The organism is Pseudomonadota bacterium (assembly GCA_039028155.1).
GTDB lineage: Bacteria > Pseudomonadota > Alphaproteobacteria > SP197 > SP197 > JANQGO01.
Map to the genome: position 1 here is coordinate 1 of JBCCIS010000015.1, position 25,199 is coordinate 25,199.

The 25,199-nt window shown below is 64.4% G+C and carries 26 protein-coding genes; 4 read left to right on the forward strand and 22 right to left on the reverse strand.

Annotated features, from left to right (window positions below):
* Positions 1-848 (reverse strand): methylated-DNA--[protein]-cysteine S-methyltransferase (locus AAF563_10025; protein MEM7121602.1); only part of this gene is annotated, 848 nt, incomplete at its 3' end.
* 212 nt (positions 849-1,060) lie between these two features.
* On the reverse strand, positions 1,061-1,294 hold the full coding sequence (locus AAF563_10030; GenBank protein ID MEM7121603.1) for a DUF1127 domain-containing protein: 234 nt from the start codon (positions 1,292-1,294) through the stop codon (positions 1,061-1,063).
* 205 nt (positions 1,295-1,499) lie between these two features.
* On the opposite strand from AAF563_10030, the gene AAF563_10035 reads away from it, so the two are divergent.
* Entirely contained in the window at positions 1,500-2,912 is a 1,413-nt protein-coding gene (locus AAF563_10035) for a PLP-dependent aminotransferase family protein (protein ID MEM7121604.1), read from the forward strand.
* Here the strand turns inward: AAF563_10035 and AAF563_10040 are convergent.
* From AAF563_10040 to AAF563_10050, 3 genes are all read right to left on the reverse strand, one after another.
* On the reverse strand, positions 2,909-4,021 hold the full coding sequence (locus AAF563_10040; GenBank protein MEM7121605.1) for an alcohol dehydrogenase family protein: 1,113 nt from the start codon (positions 4,019-4,021) through the stop codon (positions 2,909-2,911). The two genes, AAF563_10035 and AAF563_10040, sit on opposite strands and share 4 nt — an antisense overlap.
* A gap of 132 nt (positions 4,022-4,153) precedes the next feature.
* On the reverse strand, positions 4,154-5,176 hold the full coding sequence (locus tag AAF563_10045; GenBank protein MEM7121606.1) for a succinylglutamate desuccinylase/aspartoacylase family protein: 1,023 nt from the start codon (positions 5,174-5,176) through the stop codon (positions 4,154-4,156).
* Between the two features lie 11 nt (positions 5,177-5,187).
* Positions 5,188-6,357, reverse strand: a complete 1,170-nt coding sequence (locus tag AAF563_10050; GenBank protein MEM7121607.1) for a M24 family metallopeptidase — start codon at positions 6,355-6,357, stop codon at positions 5,188-5,190.
* Positions 6,358-6,445: 88 nt separating this feature from the next.
* On the opposite strand from AAF563_10050, the gene AAF563_10055 reads away from it, so the two are divergent.
* A complete protein-coding gene (locus tag AAF563_10055; GenBank protein MEM7121608.1) occupies positions 6,446-7,840 on the forward strand; it encodes a PLP-dependent aminotransferase family protein in 1,395 nt (464 codons plus the stop codon).
* A 13-nt stretch (positions 7,841-7,853) separates the two neighbouring features.
* On the opposite strand, the gene glmM is transcribed toward AAF563_10055, so the two are convergent.
* The 16 genes from glmM to AAF563_10135 all read right to left on the reverse strand — a co-directional run bounded on the left by glmM (position 7,854) and on the right by AAF563_10135 (position 23,508).
* Positions 7,854-9,200, reverse strand: coding sequence for a phosphoglucosamine mutase (gene glmM, locus AAF563_10060; GenBank protein MEM7121609.1), 1,347 nt, complete (start codon positions 9,198-9,200; stop codon positions 7,854-7,856).
* Positions 9,197-10,330, reverse strand: coding sequence for a dihydropteroate synthase (folP, locus tag AAF563_10065; protein ID MEM7121610.1), 1,134 nt, complete (start codon positions 10,328-10,330; stop codon positions 9,197-9,199). The genes glmM and folP overlap by 4 nt, the downstream gene beginning before the upstream one ends.
* Positions 10,327-12,264 carry an ATP-dependent zinc metalloprotease FtsH gene (gene ftsH, locus AAF563_10070; protein MEM7121611.1) on the reverse strand — a complete coding sequence of 646 codons (1,938 nt, stop codon included), beginning with the start codon at positions 12,262-12,264 and terminating at the stop codon, positions 10,327-10,329. Before ftsH ends, folP begins: the two co-directional genes overlap by 4 nt.
* A gap of 113 nt (positions 12,265-12,377) precedes the next feature.
* On the reverse strand, positions 12,378-13,670 hold the full coding sequence (gene tilS / locus AAF563_10075; GenBank protein MEM7121612.1) for a tRNA lysidine(34) synthetase TilS: 1,293 nt from the start codon (positions 13,668-13,670) through the stop codon (positions 12,378-12,380).
* A complete protein-coding gene (gene ybgF / locus AAF563_10080; GenBank protein ID MEM7121613.1) occupies positions 13,661-14,608 on the reverse strand; it encodes a tol-pal system protein YbgF in 948 nt (315 codons plus the stop codon). Before ybgF ends, tilS begins: the two co-directional genes overlap by 10 nt.
* Positions 14,609-14,895: 287 nt before the next feature.
* Complete coding sequence (gene pal / locus AAF563_10085; GenBank protein MEM7121614.1) at positions 14,896-15,393, reverse strand: peptidoglycan-associated lipoprotein Pal; 498 nt, start codon at positions 15,391-15,393, stop codon at positions 14,896-14,898.
* 158 nt (positions 15,394-15,551) lie between these two features.
* Positions 15,552-16,886, reverse strand: coding sequence for a Tol-Pal system beta propeller repeat protein TolB (tolB, locus tag AAF563_10090; protein ID MEM7121615.1), 1,335 nt, complete (start codon positions 16,884-16,886; stop codon positions 15,552-15,554).
* Entirely contained in the window at positions 16,886-17,890 is a 1,005-nt protein-coding gene (locus AAF563_10095; GenBank protein MEM7121616.1) for a TonB C-terminal domain-containing protein, read from the reverse strand. The genes tolB and AAF563_10095 overlap by 1 nt, the downstream gene beginning before the upstream one ends.
* A 1-nt stretch (position 17,891) precedes the next feature.
* Positions 17,892-18,347 (reverse strand): protein TolR, encoded by a 456-nt coding sequence (tolR, locus tag AAF563_10100; protein MEM7121617.1) that lies wholly within the window; start codon positions 18,345-18,347, stop codon positions 17,892-17,894.
* Complete coding sequence (gene tolQ, locus AAF563_10105) at positions 18,347-19,084, reverse strand: protein TolQ (GenBank protein MEM7121618.1); 738 nt, start codon at positions 19,082-19,084, stop codon at positions 18,347-18,349. Before tolQ ends, tolR begins: the two co-directional genes overlap by 1 nt.
* Positions 19,085-19,109: 25 nt before the next feature.
* The gene (gene ybgC, locus AAF563_10110; GenBank protein MEM7121619.1) at positions 19,110-19,526 is read right to left on the reverse strand and encodes a tol-pal system-associated acyl-CoA thioesterase; all 417 of its coding nucleotides are present in this window, start codon (positions 19,524-19,526) and stop codon (positions 19,110-19,112) included.
* On the reverse strand, positions 19,519-20,601 hold the full coding sequence (gene ruvB, locus AAF563_10115; protein ID MEM7121620.1) for a Holliday junction branch migration DNA helicase RuvB: 1,083 nt from the start codon (positions 20,599-20,601) through the stop codon (positions 19,519-19,521). Before ruvB ends, ybgC begins: the two co-directional genes overlap by 8 nt.
* Complete coding sequence (gene ruvA / locus AAF563_10120; GenBank protein ID MEM7121621.1) at positions 20,598-21,203, reverse strand: Holliday junction branch migration protein RuvA; 606 nt, start codon at positions 21,201-21,203, stop codon at positions 20,598-20,600. The genes ruvB and ruvA overlap by 4 nt, the downstream gene beginning before the upstream one ends.
* Positions 21,200-21,700 (reverse strand): crossover junction endodeoxyribonuclease RuvC, encoded by a 501-nt coding sequence (gene ruvC / locus AAF563_10125; protein ID MEM7121622.1) that lies wholly within the window; start codon positions 21,698-21,700, stop codon positions 21,200-21,202. The genes ruvA and ruvC overlap by 4 nt, the downstream gene beginning before the upstream one ends.
* Positions 21,701-21,711: 11 nt before the next feature.
* Positions 21,712-22,461, reverse strand: coding sequence for a YebC/PmpR family DNA-binding transcriptional regulator (locus tag AAF563_10130; GenBank protein ID MEM7121623.1), 750 nt, complete (start codon positions 22,459-22,461; stop codon positions 21,712-21,714).
* Between the two features lie 147 nt (positions 22,462-22,608).
* A complete protein-coding gene (locus tag AAF563_10135; GenBank protein MEM7121624.1) occupies positions 22,609-23,508 on the reverse strand; it encodes a LysR family transcriptional regulator in 900 nt (299 codons plus the stop codon).
* 104 nt (positions 23,509-23,612) lie between these two features.
* Here AAF563_10135 and AAF563_10140 point away from each other — a divergent pair, with 104 nt between their 5' ends.
* Together AAF563_10140 and AAF563_10145 are read left to right on the forward strand one after the other, a co-directional pair.
* Positions 23,613-24,062: a GFA family protein gene (locus tag AAF563_10140; protein ID MEM7121625.1), complete on the forward strand. Its 450-nt coding sequence runs from the start codon at positions 23,613-23,615 to the stop codon at positions 24,060-24,062.
* Positions 24,059-25,006, forward strand: coding sequence for a DMT family transporter (locus tag AAF563_10145; protein ID MEM7121626.1), 948 nt, complete (start codon positions 24,059-24,061; stop codon positions 25,004-25,006). Before AAF563_10140 ends, AAF563_10145 begins: the two co-directional genes overlap by 4 nt.
* Here the strand turns inward: AAF563_10145 and AAF563_10150 are convergent.
* Positions 24,996-25,178, reverse strand: a complete 183-nt coding sequence (locus AAF563_10150; protein ID MEM7121627.1) for a DUF1192 domain-containing protein — start codon at positions 25,176-25,178, stop codon at positions 24,996-24,998. The genes AAF563_10145 and AAF563_10150 overlap by 11 nt on opposite strands.
* Positions 25,179-25,199: the final 21 nt, after the last annotated feature.

Genomic DNA, 25,199 nt, shown 5'->3' on the forward strand with positions numbered 1-25,199 from the left:
CCGTAGCGCGCCTGTTCCCAGCCAATTAGCGCCTGCTTGCGCGGCACACCCCAGGCGTAGCTGTGGAACGGTCCGGTCTTGCGGATGACGCGGTGACAGGGCACGACGAAGGCGATCGGGTTTTTGGCGACCGCGCCGGCCGCCGCGCGGGCCGCCGTCGGCTCGCCAATGCGCCGCGCGATGTCCTCATAGCTTATGACCGTGCCGGGTGGCACGCGCAGCAGCGCCTCCCATACACGGATCTGGAAGTTGGTGCCGCGCAGGTGAAGCTTGAGTGGCTCGTCGACGTCACCGTTTTCACACGCGCCGAAAATACGCGCGGCATAAGGCGCGGTCGCGGCCGTGTCCTCGATCAGCGTTGCGTTGGGCCAACGCCGCGCCAGATGATCTTGCGTCCAATCGTCGTCATCACCGTCGTCGGCCGGGCCGAAACTCAACCAACACAGGCCGCGCGCCGTGATGCCGATCAGGCATTCGCCGAAAGGCGAATCATGGACGCCCCAGCGAATCTCCAGATCAGCGCCCTTGCGGCGGACATCGCCGGGCGTTACCGCCTCGGTCGCGACAAAGAGGTCGTGCAGACGCGAGGGGCCGGAGAGTCCGGCCTCATAGGCCGTATCGAGCACCGGCATGGAACGCTCCAGAAGACCGCGTGCATAGTCGACCGTAAGGAACTGCAAGAAACGCTTGGGGCTGATACCCGCCCAACGCTGGAACACGCGCTGGAAGTGATAGGGGCTCAAGCCCGCGACCTCCGCCAGTTCGTTCAGTCCCGGCTGTTCCTGGAAGTGGTCATCCAGATAGCGGATCGCCGATTCGATGCGGGCGTAATCCTGTGACTGTTCCATGGGGACAATGGCTCCTTGGGCCCGGTGATGCTGTCTCCCTTAGGTAGGTAGACACAGCATCATTCGCGACCCGGTTCTTGCGGTGGCTAGATATCCGCAAATGCGGGGCCATGGCCAGCCCGCTCTCCCTCCCGGCCACCTCGAGGATGCTGCCATGGGTGGCAGCGAGCGGGAGCGGGCTGGCGCAGAACCTCATCAGATACAATCCCCGCCTATTCCTTCCAAAACGGCTTGGATCCCTCGCGCAGTGCATCATAGCGCGAGATGCCCATGTCCTTCAGCAGGCGTTCGTCCATCGACATCAGGTGATGGCGCTGTCTGGCGCGCGCCTGCCAGCTATAGATGTGATCGGGAAGGCGGACGATCGCGGTGAGAAGACGCACGGTTACACCGGCCATGGCCGAGAGACCGTGGTGAAGCGGGGTGGGTGTCAGCGTCGTTTTCATCGCCCTTCTCCTTCGTCAGGGTCGGCCCGGTCCCATGACCGGGCCTGGTTAAAAGGGTGGGAAGCCAAGCCCCGCGAACCCACCCGATTGTTGCGATCCCTTCGCTCGCGAAATTGTATCGATTTAATCGGTTCTTCTTGACCGATGCAGAACAATTGCTAACATTGTCTGCATAACTGATAGGTTCAATTGAAACATTGTCACCATGACAAAATCTTCCTGGCAGCCCGACCTCAACGTCTTCAAAGGCCCCCGCTACCTGGCGCTCGCCAGCGCTGTCGAAAGCGATATCACCGCCGGACGCCTGAAACCGGGCGAGCGTTTGCCAACCCATCGCGACCTCGCCTGGCACCTGGGCGTCACGGTCGGCACGGTCAGCCGGGGTTATGCGGAGGCACTTCGCCGGGGCCTTCTGACCGGCGAGGTCGGCCGCGGCACCTTCGTGCGCGGCGATGTGGTGCCAAGCTTCAACTCGGTGACGCTGAACCCGCTGCCGATCCGCGGCGGCAACGAAGCCGGCTTGATCAACATGGGCGCCAACGTGCCGCCGATCACCGAACAGACCCGCCTGTTCCGCGACATGCTGCGTGAGCTGGCCGATGACGAGGACCTTGATCGCCAGTTGATCTATCCACCCTATGTCGGGTCTGGGCCCGCGCGGCTGGCCGCCGCGCAGTGGTTGGGCGAGACCGCCTTTCCCGTATCGCCGGAAGAAGTCTTCATCACCAGCGGCTGTCAGCACGCGCTGATGGTGGCGTTTCATCTGATGGCGCGGCCGGGCGACACGGTGCTGGTCGAACGCCTCACCTATCCCGGCATTAAATCCTTGGCTCACATGATGCAGGTGCGCCTGGTCGGCGTTGACATGGACGACGATGGCATTTTGCCTGATGCGTTGGATGCCGCATGCCGCGGTCACGCGCCGAAGCTGCTGTGCATCGTCCCGACCATGCAGAACCCCCGCAACATCGTGATGTCCGACGAACGCCGCCGCGCGATCGCCAAGGTCGCCGACCGCCACGAGTTGCCGATCCTGGAAGACGGCATCTATAACTTCCTGGAAGAACACAAACCGACGCCGATCCAGGCCTACGCCACCACCCCGGGCTTTTTTGTCACGAGTTTCTCGAAGAACGTCGCGGCGGCACTGCGCACCGGCCTGCTGGTCGCCGACAGCGGCCACAAGGAAACGATCATCCGCCTGATGGGCGCAAGCTGTCTGCACGCCCCCAACCTGATGGTCGACGCGTGCCGGCGCTGGATTGAAAGCGGGCACATCGCGTTGTCGGAAGCGGCAGTGCGCAACGATATCGCCGAGCGCCAGACGATCGCCGCCAAGTATCTCTCGGACCTCGACGTGGAAACCCATGCCAACGGCTATCACGTCTGGGCCCACCTGCCGGAGCCCTGGCGCCCGCTGGAGTTTGTCCGCGCGGCGGAAGAACGCGGCGTTGCTATCGCACCGGCCGAGACTTTCACCATCGGCCGCGAGACCGCGCCCTTTGCCGTGCGCCTGTCACTGACCGCGCCGCGCGACCACGGCGAGTTACGCCAAGGACTGGGCATCGTGCGCGGCCTGCTCGACGCCGGCCACGTCCGCGCCGTCGCGGTGGTTTAAAGCGGCGGCGGCACCAGGACGAAGTTGCCGACGAAGTCCTTCTTCATGAATTCCTTCTGGGCGTCGGCGATCTGATCGAGCGGGAAGGTCTTGGCGACAAGAGGTCTGATCTCACCCGCTTCGATGTAGCGAACGAGGTTCGCGAAGACCGGCTCATCCCAGGCGGTGCAGCCGATCAGGCTGATGTCCTTCAAGTACATGTCGCGCATGTCGAGCGACACGACAGGCCCGGCGATCGCGCCGGAGGAGACGTAGCGGCCACCGCGCTTCAGCACCTTCAGCATCTGCGGGAACGCGGGCCCGGCAACATTGTCGACGACAACGTCGACACTGTCGGCGCCGAGCAGCGCGATCAGATTGGCATTGCGGTCGACGACATCATCGGCGCCGATGGCGCGCACCTGGTCAATCTTCGATTGGCTGGCGATCGCGGTAACACGCGCGCCCCGGCGCTTGGCCAACTGCACCGTGGCCGAACCGACGCCTCCCGAGGCGCCGGCGACGAGAACATGATCACCGCTCTTGACGCCCGCGCGGTGCAGCATGTTTTCCGACGTCGCGTAGGCGCAAGGGATCGTCGCCAGTTCTTCATCGGTCCAGTCGCAATGGACGGGAAAGACCTCCGACGCCGGCACCTTGACGAACTGCGCGAAGGCGCCATCGAAATCGGACGCCATCCAGACATTGTCCATGGTGTCGTAACCGTTGGGCCGCATGCAGGCCCGCACCAGGACCCGCTCGCCGATCATGGCATCGTCGACGCGATCGCCGACCTCGACCACGCGGCCGCAACAATCGGTGCCCTGGATGAACGGAAACGGCGTCGCCTCGTTCCAGCCGCCGTCGGCCTTTTGCTCGGCCGCCTCTTCCTGCACGTCCGCCGTCGAGTCCGTGCTGTCGGTCACCGACGACGAATACCAGCCGAGCCGCGTGTTGATCTCGGTGTTGTTGACGCCAGCTGCCAGGACCTGCAGCAGAACCTCACCCGGCCCCGGCACGGGCACCGGTACCTTCCGGTAGTCCAGCATCTCATAACCACCGTTGCCGGTGGTCACCACCGCCATCATGGTGCGGTCGCGTCCGGTGATATCGAAACGGTCTGCGTCCATGCCACCCTATCCCATCCAGAGAAACTGATGCCCCTCAAGCCGAGCGCGCGTGACGCGGCATTGGGACGGTTGGGCGTTGCGTTTAGCAGTTCCGGCAATTCGCTGTCGAGCGCGGAGCCGATGCTGGCAGACTCAGAATCCAGGATCCAGCGGTACGCCGACGACGAAGAGATAGTCGCCATGGGTTGTCAGCCCCGTGGTACGCCGGATGACGACGACACCGCCATCCTTGATCCTATGGTCTATCGGCGGTCGGTCGGGTCGATGGATCGAATGCATGCGCCCGACAACCTGGCCGGATTCGACGACGTCACCCAGATCGACGAACGGTTCGAAGATGCCGTGATCGTCGGCCATGACGAACCCCTGGGCCGGGACGCCAAGTATCTCGGTCTCGGCATCGCCGCTCTCGATCGAAGCCGCGGTGACGCCGGTGTGAGCCAGGACGTTTCGGATGCCGCGTGTGGTGATCGCAATCGATCGGGGCGAGACAGCGCCGGAGCCACCAAGCTCGAGCGCGATGAAGGGTTTGTCGAGGTCCTCTACCGCCGTATCCAGCATGCCGTCACGGTCGGGCTCGGTATCGAACACGACACCGTAGGGCACGGCGAAGGCTTTCATCAGTTCAAGCGCCGCGCGCGAGGTCGCCGGATTGGGGTAGCGGTGCATCATGGCGTAACACAGGCACGAGAGGTTCGTGCCGCCGGCGTGCAGGTCGACGACGATGTCCGCGCGCTGGACCAGTTCGTCATGGACATAGGACGCGATCTTCTCGGTGATCGTGCCGCGCCTGTCGCCCGGAAAAATCCGGTTCATGTTCTTGTCGTCGATCGGCGAGCAACGGCTGTTGTTCAGAACCGCCGGCAGGTTCAACGCCGGAACGATGATGACATGGCCCTTGATGCCATCGGCATCCAGGTCATGCGCGACGTTCCGCAAGGCGATCTGACCTTCGAACTCGTCGCCGTGATTGCCGGCGAGGAACAGAACGCAAGGCCCGTCGCCGTTCTTGATCGACACAAGCGGGACCATCAGATCACCCAGCCCCGCTTCGTCGCGCGAATGGGGGATGCGGATATGCCCGAAGTGCTTCCCGGGCGCGTCGAGATCAAGGGTCACGGAAAAGAACGAGGGGTTTGGATGTGCTTGCGCCATGGCGACCTACCTCACGTCTTGACCAACAGATCACGCGGGACATCCGCGAAACGCACGCCACCCGTCTTCGCGATACGAATGGGTTCGCTGATATTGAGACCCCAGTCGTCCTTCCAAATGCCGCAGACCACATGGAAGGTCATGTTCTCTTCCAGAACAGTCTCGTCACCCGACCGCAACGATGCCGTGTGCTCGCCCCAGTCGGGCGGGTAGCCGATGCCGATCGAATAGCCGATGCGTGACTTCTTGGTGACGCCGTGGCGGGTGATCGTTCGGCGCCAAGCGGCCTCGACATCTTCACAGCGACCTCCGGGCCGCGCCGCCGCGATCGCTTCGTCGATGCCCTCGACCACGGCCTTACAGGTGTCGAGCAGGCGTTGCGGTGGCGCGCCCAGATGCAGTGTCCGCACCATCGGCACATGGTAACGGTGACGCACACCGGCGGTCTCGAGAAACGCCGCCTCGTCTTTCACAAAGCGCCGGTCGCTCCATGTCAGATGCGCGGCCGATGTGCCCGTCCCGGTCGGCATCATCGGTGCGACGCAGCAGTAATCGCCACCGAACTGCGCCGTGCCGCCGGCCTGGGCGCCGTACACCTTGGCGATCACATCACATTCCCTGACACCCGGTTCGACCGCATCGAAGTAGGCGGCCATGATGCCTTCGGTCACGCGCGCGGCCTGCGCCATGACCTCGATCTCCGCATCCGACTTCACCAGCCGCACCCAATTCACCAACCGGTCGGTGTCGACAAACGTTGCGTTCGGCAGTGCGGCCATCAAGGCGTCACGGCATCGGGGCGTGAAGTAGTAGCAATCCCGCTCGATGCCGATGGCCGCGTTGCCGTGGCCGCGTTCAGCCAGGACCGCGCCGATGAAATCCATCGGGTGCTCGTCGGGATTGTCGACCAAGTGGTCCGGCCACTCGATGATGCTGCCGTCCGACAGGTAGGTCGTCAGCCGGGCACCACCGATGTCGACGCCGCGTCCGATCCACAAGGGTTCGTCGTCATCAAGCGTCACGATGACGGCTTGCGGGACATAGAAGCTCCAGCCGTCGTAGCCGGTCAGATAGTTCATGTTGGCGGGATCGGAGTCGACCAAGACATCGATGCCACGCTTGGCCATGGCGTCGCGGCACCTGGTGAGCCGCCGTACGAACTCGTTTCTGTCGAACACCATCTCTCGTTCCCCGATCTCTCGCCGTCCGACGGCTTTCGCGATCACATTAATCTCGACAATTGCTATGACTCAAATACAATATTAGATCATGACAATTTGGCACCCGAATCTCAGCGATTTCGCCGGACCGCGTTACAAGGCGATCGTCGAAGCCTTGGAAAAGTCTATTCGCTCGCGGCAACTGCAACCAGGTCAGCGACTGCCGACGCAACGCGATCTCGCCGACAGGCTTGGTATCAGCGTCCAGACGGTGTCACGCGCCTATGCGGAAGCCGAGCGGCGGGGTCTGACATCGGGCGAAGTCGGGCGCGGCACCTTCGTGCAGTTTCTAACCACCGACCCCAGCGGCAACTTCATCGCTGATCGCCGGGAGGCCAGCCAGCTCGACTTCTCGAACATCATGCCGATCGTCTCGGACATTCATGTCGATGCGCTCAAACAGGCGATGATCGAATGCGCATCAGAAAAATCAATCGCGCGGATCCTTGAGTACCGGCCGACCGAAGGGACCACACCCCATCGCGAGGCTGGCAGCGCATGGCTTGAACGCGCCGGCATCGTGGTCGACCCAGGCGACGTCATCGTCACCAATGGCGCCGCTCACGGCATCTGGACGGCGATGGCGAGCCTGGCCGAACCCGGCGACGTCGTGTGCAGCGAGGAATTGGTCGACACATCGATCATCACCAACGCGGCGATCCTAAAAACCCGCCTGCGTGGTTTAGCGCTCGACGAGGAAGGCATCATTCCCGAGGCGTTCGAGGAGGCATGCAAACGCGAGCCGGTCAAACTGCTTTGCGTGACACCATGCCTGAACGACCCCACCGTTTCGCTGATGAGCGAACCACGCCGCGCGGCGATCGCAGCGTTGGCGCACCGCTTTGATGTCGCCATCATCGAAGACGATGTCTTCGGGCCTTTGCTGGCAGATCGGCCGAAACCAATATGGTGTTTCGCGCCGGAGAGAACGTACTACGTGACGAGCTTCTCGAAAGCGGTGACCGCATCGCTGCGTACCGGCTATCTCACCGGGCCAGCGCCAATGTTGCCGCGCCTGATCTCGCGGCTGCGCACGACGGGTTGGATGGCCAACACCTGGCCGGCCGAGGTCGCCGCGCGCTGGTCATCGGACGGCACCACCGACAGGCTCATAACATGGCAACGCAAGACACTGGGTCAGCGCCACGCCGTGCTCGAAAACGCTCTCGAGGGTCACGACGTTGCCACCCATCCGAATGCCCTTCATGCATGGCTGACCCTGCCGCAACCATGGCGGTCGCAACACTTTGTCGAGCAGGCGCGTTCACGCGGCATTCTGCTGACACCACCCGACCCCTTCATCGTGGGGCGGGCAAGGGAACCGCACGCGGTAAGGCTGGCGCTTGGTGACACCAACCGCGACGATGCGGACTTCGCCCGCGGTCTGCATGAAGTCGCGGCATTGTTGAGGGAAGACCCGGAACCGATTGTCGGTCATTTCTGACCGCAAGAATGGCTTACGCCGCGCCGGCGATGACCTCGGCCAGGTGATCGACGACTTCGCCGACGACGGCCTTGTCGTCGTGTTCGGCCATGATGCGGATCAGGGGTTCGGTGCCGGACTTGCGCACCAGCAGGCGGCCCTCGCCTGCCAGGCGCGCTTCGACGTCGCTGATAGCGGCCTGGACACCGTCGTCCTCGAGTGGCTGACCGCCGCTGAAACGGACGTTCTTCAGGACCTGAGGCACACGGTCGAACTGGTGGCCCAGTTCGCTCATCGGTTTCCCGGTCGCCGCGCGCACGGCGAGTACCTGGAGCGCGGCGATCAAGCCGTCGCCGGTGGTCGCGTGATCGGCCAAAACAATATGACCGGACTGTTCGCCGCCCATGTTGTAACCGTGCTTGCGCATGTGCTCGACCACATAGCGGTCGCCGACCTGGGTGCGGACGAGGTCAAGGCCACGCGCCTTCAAATGGCGTTCGAGGCCCAGGTTGGACATCACGGTCGCGACGACGCCACCGCCCTTCAGCTCAGCGGCATCGGCGAGCCGGCCGGCGATCAGCGCCATGATCTGGTCGCCGTCGATGACCTTGCCGGTCTCGTCGGCAATGATCAGGCGGTCGGCGTCACCGTCGAGCGCGATGCCCATGTCGGCGCCGTGGGTCACGACCGCCTGGCACATGGCGTCGGGCGATGTCGAACCGCAGTTCTTGTTGATGTTGAAACCGTTGGGGTCAACGCCCACCGGCACGACTTCGGCGCCCAGTTCCCACAGCGCCTCGGGCGCGACGCGATAGGCAGCACCATTGGCGGCATCGATGACGACCTTCTGGCCGTGCAGGGTCAAGTCGCGCGGGAACGTGTTCTTGCAGTATTCGGTGTAGCGCCCGCCGAGAGCGTCATCCAGGCGCCAGGCGCGGCCCAGCCTTTCGGGCACGGCAAGCTCGTCGGTCATGCCGATCTCCATGCGCGCTTCGATCTCGGCCTCGGTCTCGTCGCTCAGCTTGTAACCATCGGGACCGAAGAGCTTGATGCCGTTGTCCTGGAACAGGTTGTGGGAAGCGGAGATCATGACGCCGAGATCGGCGCGCAGCGACTTGGTCAGCATGGCGACCGCCGGCGTCGGCATCGGTCCCAGCAGCACGACTTCCATGCCGACGGCCAGGAAGCCGGACGCCAGCGCGTTCTCCAGCATGTAACAGGACCGGCGGGTGTCCTTACCCAGGACGACCCGGTGCACGCCGCCACCACGGGTGAACTGCAGGCCAGCGGCCATGCCGACCTGCAGCGCCGTCGCCGCCGTCATCGGCTCGATATTGGCCTGACCGCGTATACCGTCGGTGCCAAACAGCTTTCGTGTCATCCGATCCCACCCCTGCCCGCGACCGCCTGCCAGACCTCGACCGCCTGGCGGGTCTGAGGCACGTCATGGACCCTTAGTATTTGCACGCCGGCGCGCAACCCGGCAAGGGCGAGCGCAAGACTGCCCGCCAATCGATCCTTGGGCGCGGCTTTCCCGGCAATGCGTTCGATCAGGCTCTTGCGCGAGGCACCCAGCAGGATCGGACAGCCGAGCCCGTGGAACAGCGGGAGGTCGCGCATTAGCGTCAGGTTATGGTCGAGTGTCTTGCCGAAGCCAATGCCCGGGTCGACGCAGATATTGCTGCGGGCGATGCCATGCTCCAGGCAAACGCCGATGCGCGCCTCCAGATAGTCAAAGACGTCCAGGCTGACGTGGTCATAGGCCGGCGCCGTCTGCATGGTGCGCGGGTCGCCTTGAGCATGCATCAGAACGACGGGTACGCCGCGCTGGGCGACCAGCTCGATCGATGCGGGGTCATAGGTCAGCGCACTGACGTCGTTGACGATGCCCGCGCCGGCATCGAGCGCGGCGGCCATGACGTCGGCCTTGCGGCTGTCGATGGAGAGCAGCGCGTTTTCTCCGGCCAGCGCCTGCACGACGGGCTCAATGCGGCGGATCTCGTCGGCGGTCGATACCGGATCGGAACCCGGACGGGTCGACTCACCACCGATGTCCAGGATCGCCGCGCCGGCCTCCGCCTGCGCCCTGCCCTGTGCCGCCGCGTCATCGGGTGCCAGAGCGTCGCCGCCGTCGGAGAAACTGTCGGGCGTCACGTTGATGATGCCCATGATGTGCGGACGATCGAGGCTCAAGCCGACGAACGAATCCGGTTGGTTGGTCGACCGGCCGAGCTGGCGAAACATCGCCGCGGCATGCGTGTCGTCAATCTCAGAGCGCCACTGACTGACGCCATCGAGGGTGGCGACCACCTGCTCGATACGATCGGCATAGCGAATCAATACCTCGGCGCGGTTCGCAGTCGGTCCGGAACCAGCCAGACGGCAAGCGCCAGGAAGCACCGCGCCATCACTGGCGGGTGCTTCCGGCAAAGCCTTTACGTAGATCTTGGCGTCGGCAGGCAGTGCCTGGGGCAGCGCGTCACACGCCACCACGGGCAGACGCGTGGTCAACTGCCGGGCTGGGGTTCCGGTTCGGCGCCGCCGGGCTCATCGCGGTCGCGATCTTCCTCGGTGGTCGGCACGGACGCACCCTTACGCGTCGGCGGCGGCTGGCTGGCCTCGGTTTCTTCCTCGCGCACGATCGGTTTGCCGTCGAGAATGTCGTGGATCTCGTCGCCCGACAGCGTTTCGTGCTCCAACAGCGCCGCTGCAAGGGTGTGCAACTGCTCCAGATTGTCGTTCAGAATCCCCTTGGCGCGCGCGTAACGTTCTTCGACGATCGAGCGGATCTCGCCATCGATCTCGTCAGCGGTGCGCTCGGAGACGTTCTGCTGACGCGCCACCGAATGGCCCAGGAACACCTCTTCCTGGTTGTCCTCATAGGACATGGGGCCGAGTTTGTCGCTCATGCCCCACTGGGTCACCATGTTGCGCGCCATGGTCGTCGCCATCTTGAAGTCCGACGACGCACCGGTCGTCACGTTGTTCTTGCCAAAGATCAGCTCTTCAGCGACGCGGCCACCCATGGCGACAGCGATGTCGGCCATGATCTTCTCGCGCGACATGGAGTAGCGGTCGCCTTCCGGCAAGCGCATGACCATGCCCAGCGCGCGGCCGCGCGGAATGATGGTCGCCTTGTGGATCGGGTCGGACGCCGGCTCGTGCGCCGCGACGATGGCGTGGCCACCCTCGTGATAGGCGGTCAGCCGCTTCTCTTCCTCGGTCATGACCATGGAGCGGCGCTCCGAACCCATCATGACCTTGTCCTTGGCGTCCTCCATCTCGCGCATAGTGACGACGCGCTTGCCGCGCCGGGCGGCAAGCAGTGCCGCCTCGTTCACCAGGTTGGCGAGGTCGGCGCCGGAAAAGCCCGGCGTGCCGCGTGCGATGGTCTTCAGGTTCACGTCAGGCCCGATCGGCACCTTACGGGTGTGGACCTTCAGAATCTTTTCGCGGCCCAGAACGTCCGGGTTCGGCACGACGACCTGACGGTCGAAGCGGCCGGGACGCAGAAGCGCGGGATCGAGCACGTCCGGGCGGTTCGTGGCGGCGATCAGGATGATGCCCTCGTTCGCCTCGAAACCGTCCATCTCGACCAGGAGCTGGTTGAGCGTCTGCTCGCGCTCATCATTGCCGCCGCCCAGGCCAGCGCCACGGTGGCGGCCGACGGCGTCGATCTCGTCGATGAAGATGATGCAGGGCGCGTTCTTTTTCGCCTGCTCAAACATATCGCGCACGCGGCTGGCACCGACGCCGACGAACATCTCGACGAAGTCGGAGCCGGAGATCGTGTAGAACGGCACGTTCGCCTCGCCCGCGATGGCGCGGGCCAGAAGCGTCTTACCGGTGCCCGGAGGGCCGACCAGAAGCACGCCCTTGGGGATCTTGCCGCCCAGGCGCTGGAACTTCTGCGGGCTCTTCAGGTACTCGACGATTTCCTCAAGTTCGTCCTTGGCCTCGTCGATGCCGGCGACGTCCTCGAAGGTAACCCGGCCGGTCTTCTCGGTCAGAAGCCGTGCGCGCGAGCGGCCGAAGCCCATCGCCTTGCCGCCGCCCGACTGCATCTGGCGCATGAAGAAGATCCAAACGCCGATCAGAAGCAGCATCGGGAACCAGGAAAGCAGAATGCCGAACAGCGACGGCATGTCATCTTCCGACGGCGCGGCGCTGATCTGGATACCGTGGGCGGTCAGATTGGGTACCAGGTTGGGATCGTTCGGCGCGTAGGTGCTGAACTCCCGCCCGCTGGTGAAGTGTCCGGTGATCTTGTTGCCCTGGATCTTGACGTCGGACACCTGGCCGGCGTTGACCTCGTCCATGAATTCGGAGAAGGCCAGTTCGCTCTGGCCGCCGGAATTGGACGGGCTTTGGAACAGATTAAAGAGGGCGATCAACAGCAGACCGATGATCACCCAAAGCGCGAGGTTCTTGCCGAAACTATTCACCCGGGCCTCGTAAGCTAGCTGTGGCACGGCTTTCCGGCCGACCGAACAGCGTTAGTTTATCACGGCACCGCCTTGGCGCCATGGTTCAATACGCGCCCGGTCCGGGCGGTGGATCATGCCGCCGATGGCAGAAAACCAGCCGGTGCCAAGGGATGTTGCGGCGCAAACGTGGCCTTATCACGACCGGACCCAACACCCCCACGCGTCCAGTGAAGGTAGGGTACCGCCGCCAAGCCTTCAAGGTCTGAGAACGCAGGAAGAACAACCGCGATTTCCCTGGGCACACCCTGTATGACACGGGTATCGGCGAGCTGCCGGTATCCATCGGCGCCGAGTGGGCCGACGGAAACCCCACTGGCCAGCGTCGAAACCACGTATCGGCCATCCCATCGTTCGGTCACCCCCGGGCCCAGTGGGCGCGACTCAGGCAGCCCCCGATTTTCCCGACAAATCAAGAGCTTACCTCCCTTGCGCCGCCACAGACACCGGCCCAGGGTAGTGCGCGAGAAGGCACCGTCATCGTCAAGCCGCTCGCAGAAACTCAAAAGCGCGGCGCGACGCGGTGCAAAGGCGAGCCCGCCCACCGTCATCGCGGTGTGCGCCACCACTTCCTGGCGCCGTCTGTCATCAAACTTTCGCCAGACGCCGAGATCCAGAAGAGCGTTGCCCACGGGCATGATGGCCACGGCCGCCGCCAAATCCGCGGCCGTTTGGGTCTCGTTGGCCTGACGTTGCCGCTGGCGATCGGCCACCACGCCGGCGTCCGGCAAGGCGGCCCGGGAGCGGCGCAGCCGCCCACGGGCAAACGCGACGTTCAGGTTGCTGGGGTCCTCTATCCACCGAAGGCCGCGTGCCGTCGCCGTTGCCAGCAGCCTGGCCTTCGAAACCGGCAAAAGGGGTCGCAGCAGGCGAAGATCGCGCCATTCCAGAAGCGCGCTCATGCCGGCAAGCCCGGTCAACATGCTGTCGCGTTCGACACGCAGCGCGACGGTCTCCGCCTGATCGTCGGCATGATGGGCAACCAGGAGATGCAGAATGCCGGCGTTGCGGCACGCTTCCGTCAGGAGGCGGTAGCGGGCATGTCGCGCCGCCGCTTGAATGCCGCGATCGGGCTTGTCGCCGGTCCAGACCAGGATCGTGCTCTTCAGGTCGAGAGCCTGGCAGCGGTCCGCGACCGTCGCCGCCTCCTCGGCCGCCTCGGGCCGCAATCCATGGTCGACGATAACGGCGCAAGCGCTGCCGCCGCGGCGGTCGGCCCAGGTCTTGGCCAGGGCGGCGAGCGCCATGCTGTCGCCGCCGCCGGAGACCGCGACGGCAATCGCGGGCCGCGCCTCGAACGGCGCGAACCGCGTCATCAGGTCATCAAACGCGTCGTCGGTAAGTGGCGCGGCTTTCTCTAGCCGCACCCGGCTCCCGCGGCTTCCTGGGCGGCCTTGTCGCGCATGTTCTGGGGCGCATCCGGGAACTTGCGGCTGAGTTCGGCGAACGTCGCGCAGGCCTCCGCCGTCTTACCCAGGCGGCTCAACGTGACCCCCAGTTTCAGCAGGTTGTCGGGTGCCTTCGTGCTCTCGGGGAACTGCTGGTAGCCCTTCAGGAAGTTGATCGCGGCCTGCTGGAAGTTGTTACGGACATAATAGGTCTCGCCCAGCCAGTAGTACGCGTTGCCGGAGAGATCACCGTTTGGGTGCATGGTGAGGAACTCCTGGAACGCCGCCTCCGCTGCGTCGTAATCCGCCTGGCGCAGCAGCGAGAACGCGTAGTTGTACTGATCCATCTCGCTGCCCGGCGGCAGGGTCGCGCCGACCGAGGCGGTTTCCGTCGTGACGACGGCACCGTCATCGATGACGGTCGTGGTTTCACCGATAACGACGTCTTCCGTTGTACCGGTTGTCCCAGTCGTGCCGGTTGTCGCCGCGACGCCGCCGGTCGCGGCACCGGCGGCACCACCTTCAAGCGCGGCCAAGCGCAGATCGACATCGGCGATCAGTTGATCGATACGCTGCGCCTGCTGGCGCTGCGCGAACTGAAGTTCCTCGATCTGGCCGGTCAATGTGCGCAAGCGCTCCTCAAGCTGCGACAGGCGGACCTGCGCGCTGGCGCCTTCCTGACCGGTGAAGTCGCTGGTCGTGTCCAAGGGCTGGACTGTGATCCCGGATGCCTCCAGCGCTTCGGCGGAGATCCCGCCAGATCCGACCTGGCTCTGCAGCGCGACGATGTCGGCGCGCAGGCTGTCGATCTCCTGCTGCATGGTTTGGAGGTCATAGATCTGCGCCTGGGCGACGGGCGCGGCCAGCATCAGGCCACACGCGCCAATCAAGGCAAGAAAGCGAATTCGGGTCGTCATGGGGCTCCCCGGCTGCTGCATGAGCGGGTCACAACGTGATGATACCATGGGCGTGGTTTCATTGGTTTCTTGTCAGGCCGCTCGACATCATTGCTTCAGAACACACCGACCCGCGGCGCCAAGCAACGCCGGCGTCCCGGGATCGGCTCTGAAAGGGCCTTTAAGCGTCAAGCGCGGCAAAAATGCGGCATCGTGGCCACGCCTGGATGCGGCAAGGCCGCACGCCCGCCCGGTCGAAACCGGGGGAACGCACGGCCTTGTCACGAGAACTGCGTCGATAAACTTGCTCAGTTGACCTTCAGGTCGTCACGCCGGTTCTGGGCCCAAGCCGCTTCGGTGTGGCCCTCAACCTTGGGGCGCTCCTTGCCGTAGCTGATCGTCGAGATACGGCTGGGATCGATACCCAGAGCAATCAGGTAGTTCTTGGCAGCCTGGGCGCGGCGTTCGCCGAGCGCCAGGTTGTATTCGCGGGTGCCACGCTCGTCGGCATTGCCTTCGATGGTCACGGAAACCTGCGGATAGGCCTGCATCCACTCGGCCCAACGCTGGATCGTGCGCTCGGCATCGGCATTGATGACGGAGCTGTCGAAGTCGAAGTAAACGGAACCGCCCAACTCAAGATCCACGAACTCCTGGCTCAACGGATCGATGGCTTCAACCATGACCTCTTCATCAACGATCAAGGTTTCACCTTGGCCGGACGTGTCGTCGGCGGTCTCCGGCGTCGATTCGCACGCGGCGACGAGCAGCAAGGCAGCAAACAAACTCAGAAATTTAACGCGCATGCGAGATATCCCCTCTCTCTGGTGACTTAGACAAGTAATCGACGCGCTCTGAATAGACCAGGAAGGCTAAAAACGCCCCCTTCATGGAGTTTCAGACAATCTCCGCCCATCCATTTCCAGGACAAGCAAAAATCTAGCGCGACTATAAATTCGCTCCCCTATGGAATCAAGGGCGACCAGGCCGGATCGGAGCCGTCCAAAGGCGTCTCAACCAGGCGATCGTTACGGCCGGTCAGATCGATCGAAAACAGCTGCACTTTGTTCTGATCACCGACCGGTGTATCGCGAAAATACATGAGGACGCGACCGTTCGGCGCCCATGTCGGTCCCTCGACCAGGAAGCCGTTGGCGATCAGGCGTTCACCGGATCCATCGGGCCGCATGACGCCGATGTTGAACTGCCCCTTGTAGCTCTTGGTGAACGCGATCAAGTCACCACGTGGCGACCAGACGGGCGTCGAGTAACGACCCTGCTCGAACGAGATCCGCTGCACGTTCGAACCATCGGCGTTCATCACATAGATTTGTGGTGTACCGCCGCGATCCGAGTTGAACGTGATGAACTGACCGTCGGGCGAGAAGGACGGCGAGGTATCGATCGCCGCGTCGTTGGTCAGCCGCTGAAGCTGTCGCGTCGGCAGGTCCATGACGTAGATGTCGGAGTTGCCATCGATCGCCAGCGACATGATGACCTTTCGTCCATCCGGCGAGAACCGTGGCGCGAAGGTCATACCCGGGAAATCCCCCAACACCTCCCGCCTGCCGGTATCGATATCAAGGATGTAAACGCGCGGCGTGTTGTTGACGTAGGACATGTAGGTGATTTCCTGCGCCGTCGGCGAGAAGCGCGGGGTCAACACCAGGTAACTGCCATCGGTGATAAAGCGATGGTTGGCGCCGTCCTGATCCATGATGGCAAGCTGCTTCTTGCGATTGCTGGCCGTGCCGCTCTCGGCGATATAGACGATGCGGGTGTCGAAGTAACCGCTCTCGCCGGTAAGGCGCTGATAGATGGCATCGGCGATCTTGTGCGCGATGCGACGCCAGATCTGCGTGTTGCCGCGATAGACAAACCCGTCAAGCTGCTGTTCGGCGAACGTATCCCACAGCCTGAAGCTGACCGCAATACGCCCGTCGGCTTCGCGGTCGACGCGGCCCGCGACGAGCGCCTGGGCATTGATCGTGCGCCAGTCGCCAAAGCGCGGATTGACATCGATATCGGCGGAGCTCTGGATGAACGCCTGCGAACTGATCGGGTCGAACAAACCGGAGCGTTCGAGATCGGCCGCGATCACCTGGGCGATGTCTTGCCCGAGCGCCGCGTCCTCGCCCTGGCCGACAAAGTCGGTGACAGCAATCGGCAGCGGATCGGCCACGCCTTCGTTGATGTCGATGACCAATTGAGCCCGCGCCGGCGCGGCCAGGGCAACGTAGAAGACGACCACGGCAAGCAGTGCCGCCGGGACCAGTCGGAAGTCAGATTTGCTTTTCATTACAGCACCTTGCTCGGGTCAAACTTCAGTTCCATGAAGCGCCATTCGTCGTAGGCGTCGGTCGGCAGCCCCTCGAGCGGCCGGTCCTTGAAATGGAGAACGGCGCGCAGCGCACTTTCCGCCGCCGCCCGGTAGAATTGTCCGCCCGCTGCCGCATCGGCGCCGCTGTTGACGATCTCCGCCGTCATCACGCGACCGTCCGGCGCCAGGCGAATCTGAATGGTGACGCGTAGGTTCTCTGCATCGCGCGCGCCGACGGGAATACGCCACTGGCGTTCGATCTGACGTCGGATCGCATCGATCACCGTCGCCGTCACCTGGCTGGACTGGTTCGGCGCGATATTGGTGCTGTCGAGCGAAGCCATGACGTCTTCGAAGTTCATCGGCGGCGTCTCTTCGACAACCGGCTGCGGCTCCTCGTCCTCCAACGACTTATCGATCAACAGGCTTTCCATCACGTTCTCAAAACTCTCTTCCGGTTCCGGTTCCGGCTCGACCTCTGGCGGCGGCGTCGGCTTGTCGGTCGGTGTCGGGGCCACCGCCACCTGCGGCTCCGGCACTTCTTCGGGCTCCGGTTCCGGCGCCGGCTCGGGCTCGACCACCTCGGGCTCGGGCTCGGGCAGCGGTTCCGGCTCCGGTGCGACCTCCGGCAACGGTTCCGGTTCCGGAAGCGGCTCCGGTTCCGGCAAGGCCGCCAACTCCGGCAGCGCCTCCGGCTCGGGCAATTCGATCGGCTCCGGTTCCGGCAGCGGCTCCGGCGGCGTCTCCTCGACCGCCGCGACAACCTCTTCCGGCTGGGGCGGAACCGGTTCGGGTTCCTCCGGCTCGACCACCGGTTCGGGCGGCGGCGCGGCGCTTTCCTCCGCGATGGTGATGATCTCCACACGCACCGCCGCCTCGGCTAAACGATTGTCGTCCCACCAATGAGGCAGACCGAGCACCGCCATCAAGATAACGATGACGTGAAGCCCGGCCGACATCACCATGCCGAGACGCGGTATCATGTTACGGCTCGCCCACCGTCGGCAGTCGCGTGATCAAGGCCACGTTGTTGAAGCCTGCCTGGTTCAAGGCGCCCATCACCGCCATCACGTTTCCGTATTCGATCGCTTCGTCACCTCGCACGAAGATTCTGACGTCCGGATTGTTCTGGCTAATTGCGACAAGACGAGGGCCGAGTTCCTCAAGAGCCAGTTCGGTGTCCTGCAGGAATATACGGCCTTCCGCGTCGACCGAGACGGCAAGCGGTTCGTCGCTGCCTTCGACCTCCGGCACGTCGGCCTCCGGCAAATCGACCTCGACACCGACGGTCAGCAAAGGTGCCGCGATCATGAAGACGATGAGCAGCACCAGCATGACGTCGACGAACGGCGTCACGTTGATCTCGCTCATCGGTGGACGCCGCCGGCGCGCCCGGGCGCTGCGTTCACGCCCACCGGCGTGGGTGAATTGGACCGCCATCAGCCGCCCTTCTCGTCAAGCTGGCGCGATAGCAGCGAATGGAACTCGGCCGCGAAATTCTCAAGCCGGCTGGCGTAACGGTCGAGGTCGGCGGAGAGCTTGTTATAGGCGACCACGGCCGGGATCGCCGCCAAGAGACCGAGTGCCGTGGCGAACAGCGCCTCGGCGATGCCCGGCGCCACGACCGCAAGCGACGTGTTCTTCGAAATCGCGATCGCGGTGAACGCGTTCATGATGCCCCAGACGGTGCCAAACAGGCCGACAAAGGGCGCTGTTGATCCGACCGTCGCCAGGAAACCCATGTAGCGTTCCAGCCGGTCCATTTCGCGGTCGACAGTCACGTTCATCGCCTGGTTGATGCGCTGTTGCAGGCCAGCGCGTAACCGGTCGTCTGACAAGACGTGCTGTTTCTGGATGCCGCGCTTCAGTTCCTGCATGGCGGCGGCGAAGACGGAGGCCAGCGGATGACCGGGCCGCCGGCCAACACGGTCGTAGAGGTCTTCCAGCGAACCGCCGGACCAGAAGGATTCCTCGAACGTCTCGGCTTGGCTGCTCAGCCGCCGGATCCGCACGATCTTGTCGAAGATGATCGCCCAGCACCAAAACGACGAGAACAGCAGGATCAGCATCACCGCCTTGACGATCAGGTCCGCACGCCAGAACAGGCCCATAACGGACATGTCGACGTCGCCGACCGATCCGGCCAATGCCGCAGATTCGAGGTCTTCGGTTTCCATCAAGTCTTTCCCTGGATTGAGAACATCATGGGTTCGCGCCGCCCGAGAGGACCTGGCGCAGGTGATCGGGCATGCGGTAGGGGCGGCCGTCGGATCCGACGAACGCGATCTTCAGTTTCATGCGGACCAGCGGTTCGTCGTCGCGCAGCACGTCCTGTTCCAGGCTCGCACTGGCACCGCCGGTCTTCAGGATACGTGTCTCGACCTCCAAAAAGTCATCCAGCAGCGCGGGTTTGCGATAGTCGATCTCGCACCGGGCGACCGTGAAACCGGCGCCATAGGTGTCGCGCAAGGTCGTGTGGTCGTAGCCCAGATCGCGCATCCACTCCGTTCGGCCGCGCTCGGCAAAACGCAGGTAGGCGCTGTGATAGACGATGCCGCCGGCGTCGGTGTCCTCGTAGTAGACCCGCACCGGAAACCGATGTGACGGCGTCTCAGCCATCGCCCCCGCTATTGCCCCCCTGGCCGTTGCCGGAACCGCCGGCCTGATCGCCGGTAAAAATGTCGAGCTGGTCACGCAAGGCGCGCGGCATGGCAAGTCCCAGATGGTCGAAACTTGCCTGGGTCAAAAGCCGGCCGCGCGGTGTGCGTTGCAGGAACCCCTGCTGAATCAGAAACGGTTCGATCACGTCTTCCAAAGCATCCCGATGTTCGGAAAGCGCGGCCGCCACGGTCTCTACCCCCACCGGCCCACCGCCATAGTTCTCCGCAATGCAGGCCAAATAACGGCGATCCATGGCATCCAGGCCACATTTGTCCACATCGAGACGCTGCAGCGCCGCATCGGCGGCGGTGGCGTCGATGGTGTCGTGGCCGCCGACGGCGGCAAAATCGCGGACCCGGCGCAAGAGCCGGACCGCGACCCGGGGCGTCCCGCGCGCGCGCGTCGCGATCTCGCGTGCGCCGTCAGCACTCAGCGTCACGCCCAGCACCCGCGCGCCGCGCGACACCACGGTGGTCAGGTCGTCGGGGCCATAGAAGTTGAGGCGTAGCGGAATGCCGAAACGTTCGCGAAGCGGTGTGGTCAGAAGGCCTGAGCGGGTCGTCGCGCCGACCAGGGTGAACCGGGGCAGATCGATGCGCACGGAGCGCGCCGCCGGTCCCTCGCCGATAATGAGGTCGAGCTGATAGTCCTCCATGGCCGGATAGAGGACCTCTTCGACCGCCGGGTTCAGGCGGTGGATCTCGTCGATAAAGAGCACGTCGCGCTCTTCCAGATTGGTCAGAAGCGCGGCGAGATCGCCGGCGCGCGCGACCACCGGGCCGGACGTGGCGCGGAAGCCAACACCCATCTCGCGCGCGACAATTTGCGCCAGCGTCGTCTTGCCGAGGCCCGGCGGTCCGTGCAGCAGGACGTGATCGAGCGCCTCGCTCCGGCTGGCGGCGGCCTTTACGAAGACCCTCAGGTTGTCGCAGACGTCGCGCTGGCCGATGAAGTCGGCGAGCGTCAGGGGGCGCAGCGAGCCGTCGAGATCGTCCTCGACCGCTTCGCCGTCGATGACACGTACGTCACTCACCGCGCCAGTTCCTTCAGCCCGTCACGGATCAGGGTCTCTACGGCAGCCTTGTCGCCCAGTGTTTTGCGCGCGGCCGCGACGGCGCCGAAGGCCTCCGACCGGCCGTAGCCCAGGTTGATCAGGGCCGAGACCGCGTCCGCGTCAGGGCCGGTCTCACCGGCCGGCACAGGTGCCAGGGCCGCGCCCGGCCCCATGCCGATCTCGCCGACCTTATCCTTGAGCTCCGCCACGACGCGCTGCGCGAGTTTCGGCCCGACGCCCTGGGCGCGCGCCACCGCCGTCTTGTCCTGGGCAAGGATCGCCTGGGTCAGTTCGTCAGCCGTGAGCGCGCTCAAAATCGCCAGCGCGACGCGGGCGCCAACGCCCTGGACGTTGAGCAGTGTTCGGAACCAGTCGCGCTCGCCGGTCTCGGCGAAGCCGTAGAGCTGCATCCGGTCGTCGCGAATGAAGGTCTCGACATAGGCACTGGCCGGTTCGCCCACCGATCCCAGGGCGCGCAGTGTCGAGGCCGAACAGGCGAGCTGATAGCCGACACCGCCGACGTCGATCAGCGCCCAATCATCGCCCAGGCTATCAATCACACCGGTCAGCTTGGCAATCACGCGTGGACCTCCCGGCGTTGCGCCACGGCGGTCGCCGCGTGATGGGCGTGGCAGATGGCGACGGCGAGCGCGTCGGCGGCGTCTTCGCCGGCAATCGCCGCGCCGGGCAACAGGACCGAGATCATCATGCCGACCTGGCCCTTGTCAGCCTTGCCAGTGCCGACCACCGACTTCTTGACCAGCCGGGTCGCGTATTCGTGGACCGGCAGACCGGCCAGCGCCGGGGCCAGCAGCGCCGCGCCGCGCGCCAGGCCCAGCTTCAGCGTGGTGTCCGGATTCTTGTTGACGAAGGTCTCCTCGACGGCGGCTTCGCGGGGGCCGTGGGTGGCGAGGACCTCGTTAAGGCCTTCGAAGATGAAGCGCAGACGAACGGCCATGCTGCCGTCGCGCGGCGGATCGATGGTGCCGTTGGCGACGTGGCTGAGCCGGTTGCCGTCGACGTCGATGACGCCCCAGCCGGTGTGGAGAAGACCTGGATCGATGCCCAGGAGGCGCATCGATCCCGGGCTCACGCGACCAGGCGCTCCATGACGTCGTCCGCGATCTCGAAGTTCGCGGAGACGGACTGGACGTCGTCGTTGTCTTCCAGCGTGTCGATCAGCTTCAAGAGACTGCCGGCCTTGTCCTCATCGACCTCGACCGTGTTCTGGGGCCGCCAGATGAGGCCGGCTTCCTGAGGTTCGCCGAACTGGTCGACCAGCGCGTCGCTGACCTGGCCGAAATCGCCGGTGTCGCAGATGATCTCGTGGGTCTCGTCGTCAGACACGACATCGGTCGCGCCGGCCTCGAGCGCCGCCTCGAACACGGTATCGGCATCGGCGACGCCCGCTGAGAACACGACATGGCCGATGCGGTCGAACATAAAGGCGACGCTGTTCGTCTCGCCCAGCGAGCCGTTGTGCTTGTTGAAGGCGGCGCGGACCTCCGGCGCGGTGCGGTTGCGGTTATCGGTCAGCGCCTCGACGATCAGCGCGACACCGCCCGGACCATACCCTTCGTAGCGGATTTCCTCATAATTGGCGTTGTCGTCGCCGCCGACCGCGCGTTTGATCGCGCGCTCAATCGCGTCCTTGCCCATGTTGACGGCGCGCGCGGCGGCAATCGCTGAACGCAGGCGCGGGTTGTGCTCGGGATCGGGCATGCCGGTTTTGGCGGCAACCGCGATCTCGCGCCCGACCTTGGTGAACTGTTTGGCCCGCTTGGCGTCCTGCGCGCCCTTACGGTGCTGGATGTTCTTCCATTTGGAATGGCCGGCCATGGCGTCCTCAAACCCTCTCGTAGCTTCACCAGATATCGCGGCCCGCTGCAAAGCACAATACCACATCGTGGTATGACACGGGGCCATTTGCGCCGATTTGCTGGGGATATCGCGCCTTCGCGCGGTTCCCAGAGGAGCGGATCAGCCTCATGCCACCCGCCCGGTCTTCAGATAGTCGACAAACAGGCGGAACACCGTGAGCCGCGTGCTCTCCCTGGGGAAATATAGGAAGAAGCCCGGACGCTCAACGACATGCTCATCGAGCACGCTTTCCAAGGCGCCGGACGCCAGTTCGTCTGCGATGTTGTCTTCGAACAGCCAGCACAGGCCCAAGCCCTGTTTGGCGGCCTCGATCTGGGCGGTCGTCGAGTCGACGATCAGGCTGCTGGGAACGTCGACGGCGTAGATGCCGTCGGGACCCTGGAACTGCCATTCGGCGAACTGCTTTGATCCGATGTAGCGGTAGCGGATGCACTTGTGATGCAGTAGGTCGCGCGGCTCCTTCGGCCGGCCATGGCGGTCCAGATAGCCGGGCGAGGCGAAATAGATCTCCTTCTGCGGCGGCGTCAGGCGTACGGCGACCATGGTGTCGTGGATCAGATGCCCCATGCGCACGCCGGCGTGGAACCCCTCGCTGACGATATCGACGAACCCTTCGTTGAACGAGAACTCCAGCTCGACATCGGGATAGGCCTCGCGGAAGGCCGCCAGCCGCTTGACCAGGGAAAGCTGGAAGGCGGCGAAGGCGACGGTGACGCGGATCGTGCCCTTGGTCGCCTTGCCGATACCGCGCGCCTCCTCCAGCGCCTCGCTGATCTCGGCCATGGCCGGCTGGGCGCGGCGCAGCAGCTGACGCCCGGCGTCGGTCAGCTTCACCGATCGCGTGGTGCGGGCAAAGACACTCACGCCAATCTGCTCCTCCAGCGCCTTGAGTTGGAGACTGACAGCCGGTGGCTGGACGCCGAGCGCCGCAGCGGCCGCGCGCAGGGAACCGTGCTCGGCAACCGCCAGAAAGGTCTCCAGGCCGCGGATGGGCATCTCAGGCATTATGAAGTTCAACTTACTTCTGAAGTTAGATTATGAAGACTACACGAATTAATCGGTCTGATCTATCTGGATTCTGGAGACCACGAGCGAAGGGGCCGACGACGATGACGAGACGACACACGGGCGCCTGCCAGTGCGGCGCGGTGACCTATGAGGCCCTGGGCGATCCGATCATGATCTTCGCCTGCCACTGCACGATCTGCCAGCGCCAGTCGGGCGCGGCGTTCGGCATGGCGGTGGTCTTCGATGGCGGCGATTTCACGCTGGCGGGCAAGCCACCAGCCCATTTCGTCAGGCCCGGCCACGGCCGCGACTTCCGCTGCTACTTTTGCCCGGATTGCGGCACCCGGATCTATCACCAGTGGTTCACGGATGAAGGCGACTATCCGTTCCTGAGCGTCAAGCCGGGCACCCTGGATGATACGAGCTGGGTCGAGCCGGGCTGCCATGTCTGGACGCGGCACGCGCAGCCGTGGATGCGGTTCGGTGCGGACGAGGTGGTGTTCGCCGATCAGCCGCCTCTCGATCAAATGCCGAAGTTCGCCGAGCGATGAACGCGGTGGATAACGCGCGCCCTGACCGGATCGCGCTGGGCGTCGTCACCATGACGGCGACGGCACTGGGCCTCGCCTTTTCCGACGCCATGGTGAAGTTGTTGAGTGCCGATTTTTCGGTCTGGCAGGTCTTTACCGCCCGCGCGTTCGTCGCGGTGCCGTTGCTGGCCGTGCTGGTCATGTGGGGCGGTGGCTGGCGCGCGCTCATACCGCGCGCGGCCGGATGGGTGGTTCTGCGCAGCCTCTGCCTGATGGCGATGTGGCTTTGTTTCTATACCGCCCTGCCCTTGCTGAACCTGGCGGTCGCGGCGGCCGGCTACTACACCGGCCCGCTCTTCATCACGCTCTTCTCGGCGCTTCTGATCGGCGAGGCGGTCGGCATGAAACGCTGGGTCGCCATCGCCATCGGCTTCGCCGGCGTGCTCGTCATCCTGCGGCCCGGTACCGACGATTTCAGCGCGGTGGCGCTTTTGCCGGTGCTGGCCGCCGTCTTTTACGCGCTCGCCGCCGTCATCACGCGCGCGAAGTGCACCGAAGACAGCCCGCTGGTCCTGGCGTTCGGCCTGAACGTCGCCTTTCTGGTGTTCGGGGTCGTCGGTTCGGTGGGCGTCCTGCTGTGGCAGCCCGTTGATGTCGACGCCAACGCCTATCGCTTCATGCTGGCCGACTGGTCGCCGATGGGCCTAAGGGAATGGGCGATCATGGCCTTCCTGGCCGTGCTGATCGTCGCCGTCACCACGGGCACGGCGACGGCCTATCAGTGCGCGCCCGGCGCCGTCATCGCCGCGTTCGACTACACCTACCTGGTCTTCGCCGCCCTGTTCAGCCTGGTGATCTTCTCAGCCCCGCTCGACCTCTTGACCGTCACCGGAATGGTCATGATCACCGGCGCCGGCCTGCTTGCCATCGCACCCGACAGGCTTTTGCGGCGCGTCAGGTCTTGAAGACGGAGTCCGCCGACGCGCGCGCCGACTGTTTGCTGGCGATCATCGCTTCAGCCCGTTTGATCTCGGCCTCCAGTTCGGCGACGTAATCGCCGAGCGCCTCGATCGACATGCCCTCCAGCTCCTTGACCGTGGGTTTGGGCCGGAGCGGTTCGAGATCGTCGGTGTCCATCGCAAAGAACTCCGTCGTGCA

What these genes read in the sequence shown, in the direction of transcription:
- AAF563_10045 (MEM7121606.1), bottom strand. Translation starts at nt 5,176, where the DNA reads ATGGCGCAAGCACATCCAAACCCCTCGTTCTTTTCCGTGACCCTTGAT.
- AAF563_10035 (MEM7121604.1), top strand. Translation starts at nt 1,500, where the DNA reads ATGACAAAATCTTCCTGGCAGCCCGACCTCAACGTCTTCAAAGGCCCC.
- AAF563_10150 (MEM7121627.1), bottom strand. Translation starts at nt 25,178, where the DNA reads ATGGACACCGACGATCTCGAACCGCTCCGGCCCAAACCCACGGTCAAG.
- AAF563_10050 (MEM7121607.1), bottom strand. Translation starts at nt 6,357, where the DNA reads ATGGTGTTCGACAGAAACGAGTTCGTACGGCGGCTCACCAGGTGCCGC.
- AAF563_10140 (MEM7121625.1), top strand. Translation starts at nt 23,613, where the DNA reads ATGACGAGACGACACACGGGCGCCTGCCAGTGCGGCGCGGTGACCTAT.
- ruvC (MEM7121622.1), bottom strand. Translation starts at nt 21,700, where the DNA reads ATGCGCCTCCTGGGCATCGATCCAGGTCTTCTCCACACCGGCTGGGGC.
- AAF563_10030 (MEM7121603.1), bottom strand. Translation starts at nt 1,294, where the DNA reads ATGAAAACGACGCTGACACCCACCCCGCTTCACCACGGTCTCTCGGCC.
- AAF563_10040 (MEM7121605.1), bottom strand. Translation starts at nt 4,021, where the DNA reads ATGGACGCAGACCGTTTCGATATCACCGGACGCGACCGCACCATGATG.
- AAF563_10095 (MEM7121616.1), bottom strand. Translation starts at nt 17,890, where the DNA reads ATGATACCGCGTCTCGGCATGGTGATGTCGGCCGGGCTTCACGTCATC.
- pal (MEM7121614.1), bottom strand. Translation starts at nt 15,393, where the DNA reads ATGCGCGTTAAATTTCTGAGTTTGTTTGCTGCCTTGCTGCTCGTCGCC.
- ybgC (MEM7121619.1), bottom strand. Translation starts at nt 19,526, where the DNA reads ATGGCTGAGACGCCGTCACATCGGTTTCCGGTGCGGGTCTACTACGAG.
- AAF563_10055 (MEM7121608.1), top strand. Translation starts at nt 6,446, where the DNA reads ATGACAATTTGGCACCCGAATCTCAGCGATTTCGCCGGACCGCGTTAC.
- AAF563_10145 (MEM7121626.1), top strand. Translation starts at nt 24,059, where the DNA reads ATGAACGCGGTGGATAACGCGCGCCCTGACCGGATCGCGCTGGGCGTC.
- tolR (MEM7121617.1), bottom strand. Translation starts at nt 18,347, where the DNA reads ATGGCGGTCCAATTCACCCACGCCGGTGGGCGTGAACGCAGCGCCCGG.
- tolQ (MEM7121618.1), bottom strand. Translation starts at nt 19,084, where the DNA reads ATGGAAACCGAAGACCTCGAATCTGCGGCATTGGCCGGATCGGTCGGC.
- glmM (MEM7121609.1), bottom strand. Translation starts at nt 9,200, where the DNA reads ATGACACGAAAGCTGTTTGGCACCGACGGTATACGCGGTCAGGCCAAT.
- tolB (MEM7121615.1), bottom strand. Translation starts at nt 16,886, where the DNA reads ATGAAAAGCAAATCTGACTTCCGACTGGTCCCGGCGGCACTGCTTGCC.
- AAF563_10130 (MEM7121623.1), bottom strand. Translation starts at nt 22,461, where the DNA reads ATGGCCGGCCATTCCAAATGGAAGAACATCCAGCACCGTAAGGGCGCG.
- ybgF (MEM7121613.1), bottom strand. Translation starts at nt 14,608, where the DNA reads ATGACGACCCGAATTCGCTTTCTTGCCTTGATTGGCGCGTGTGGCCTG.
- AAF563_10135 (MEM7121624.1), bottom strand. Translation starts at nt 23,508, where the DNA reads ATGCCTGAGATGCCCATCCGCGGCCTGGAGACCTTTCTGGCGGTTGCC.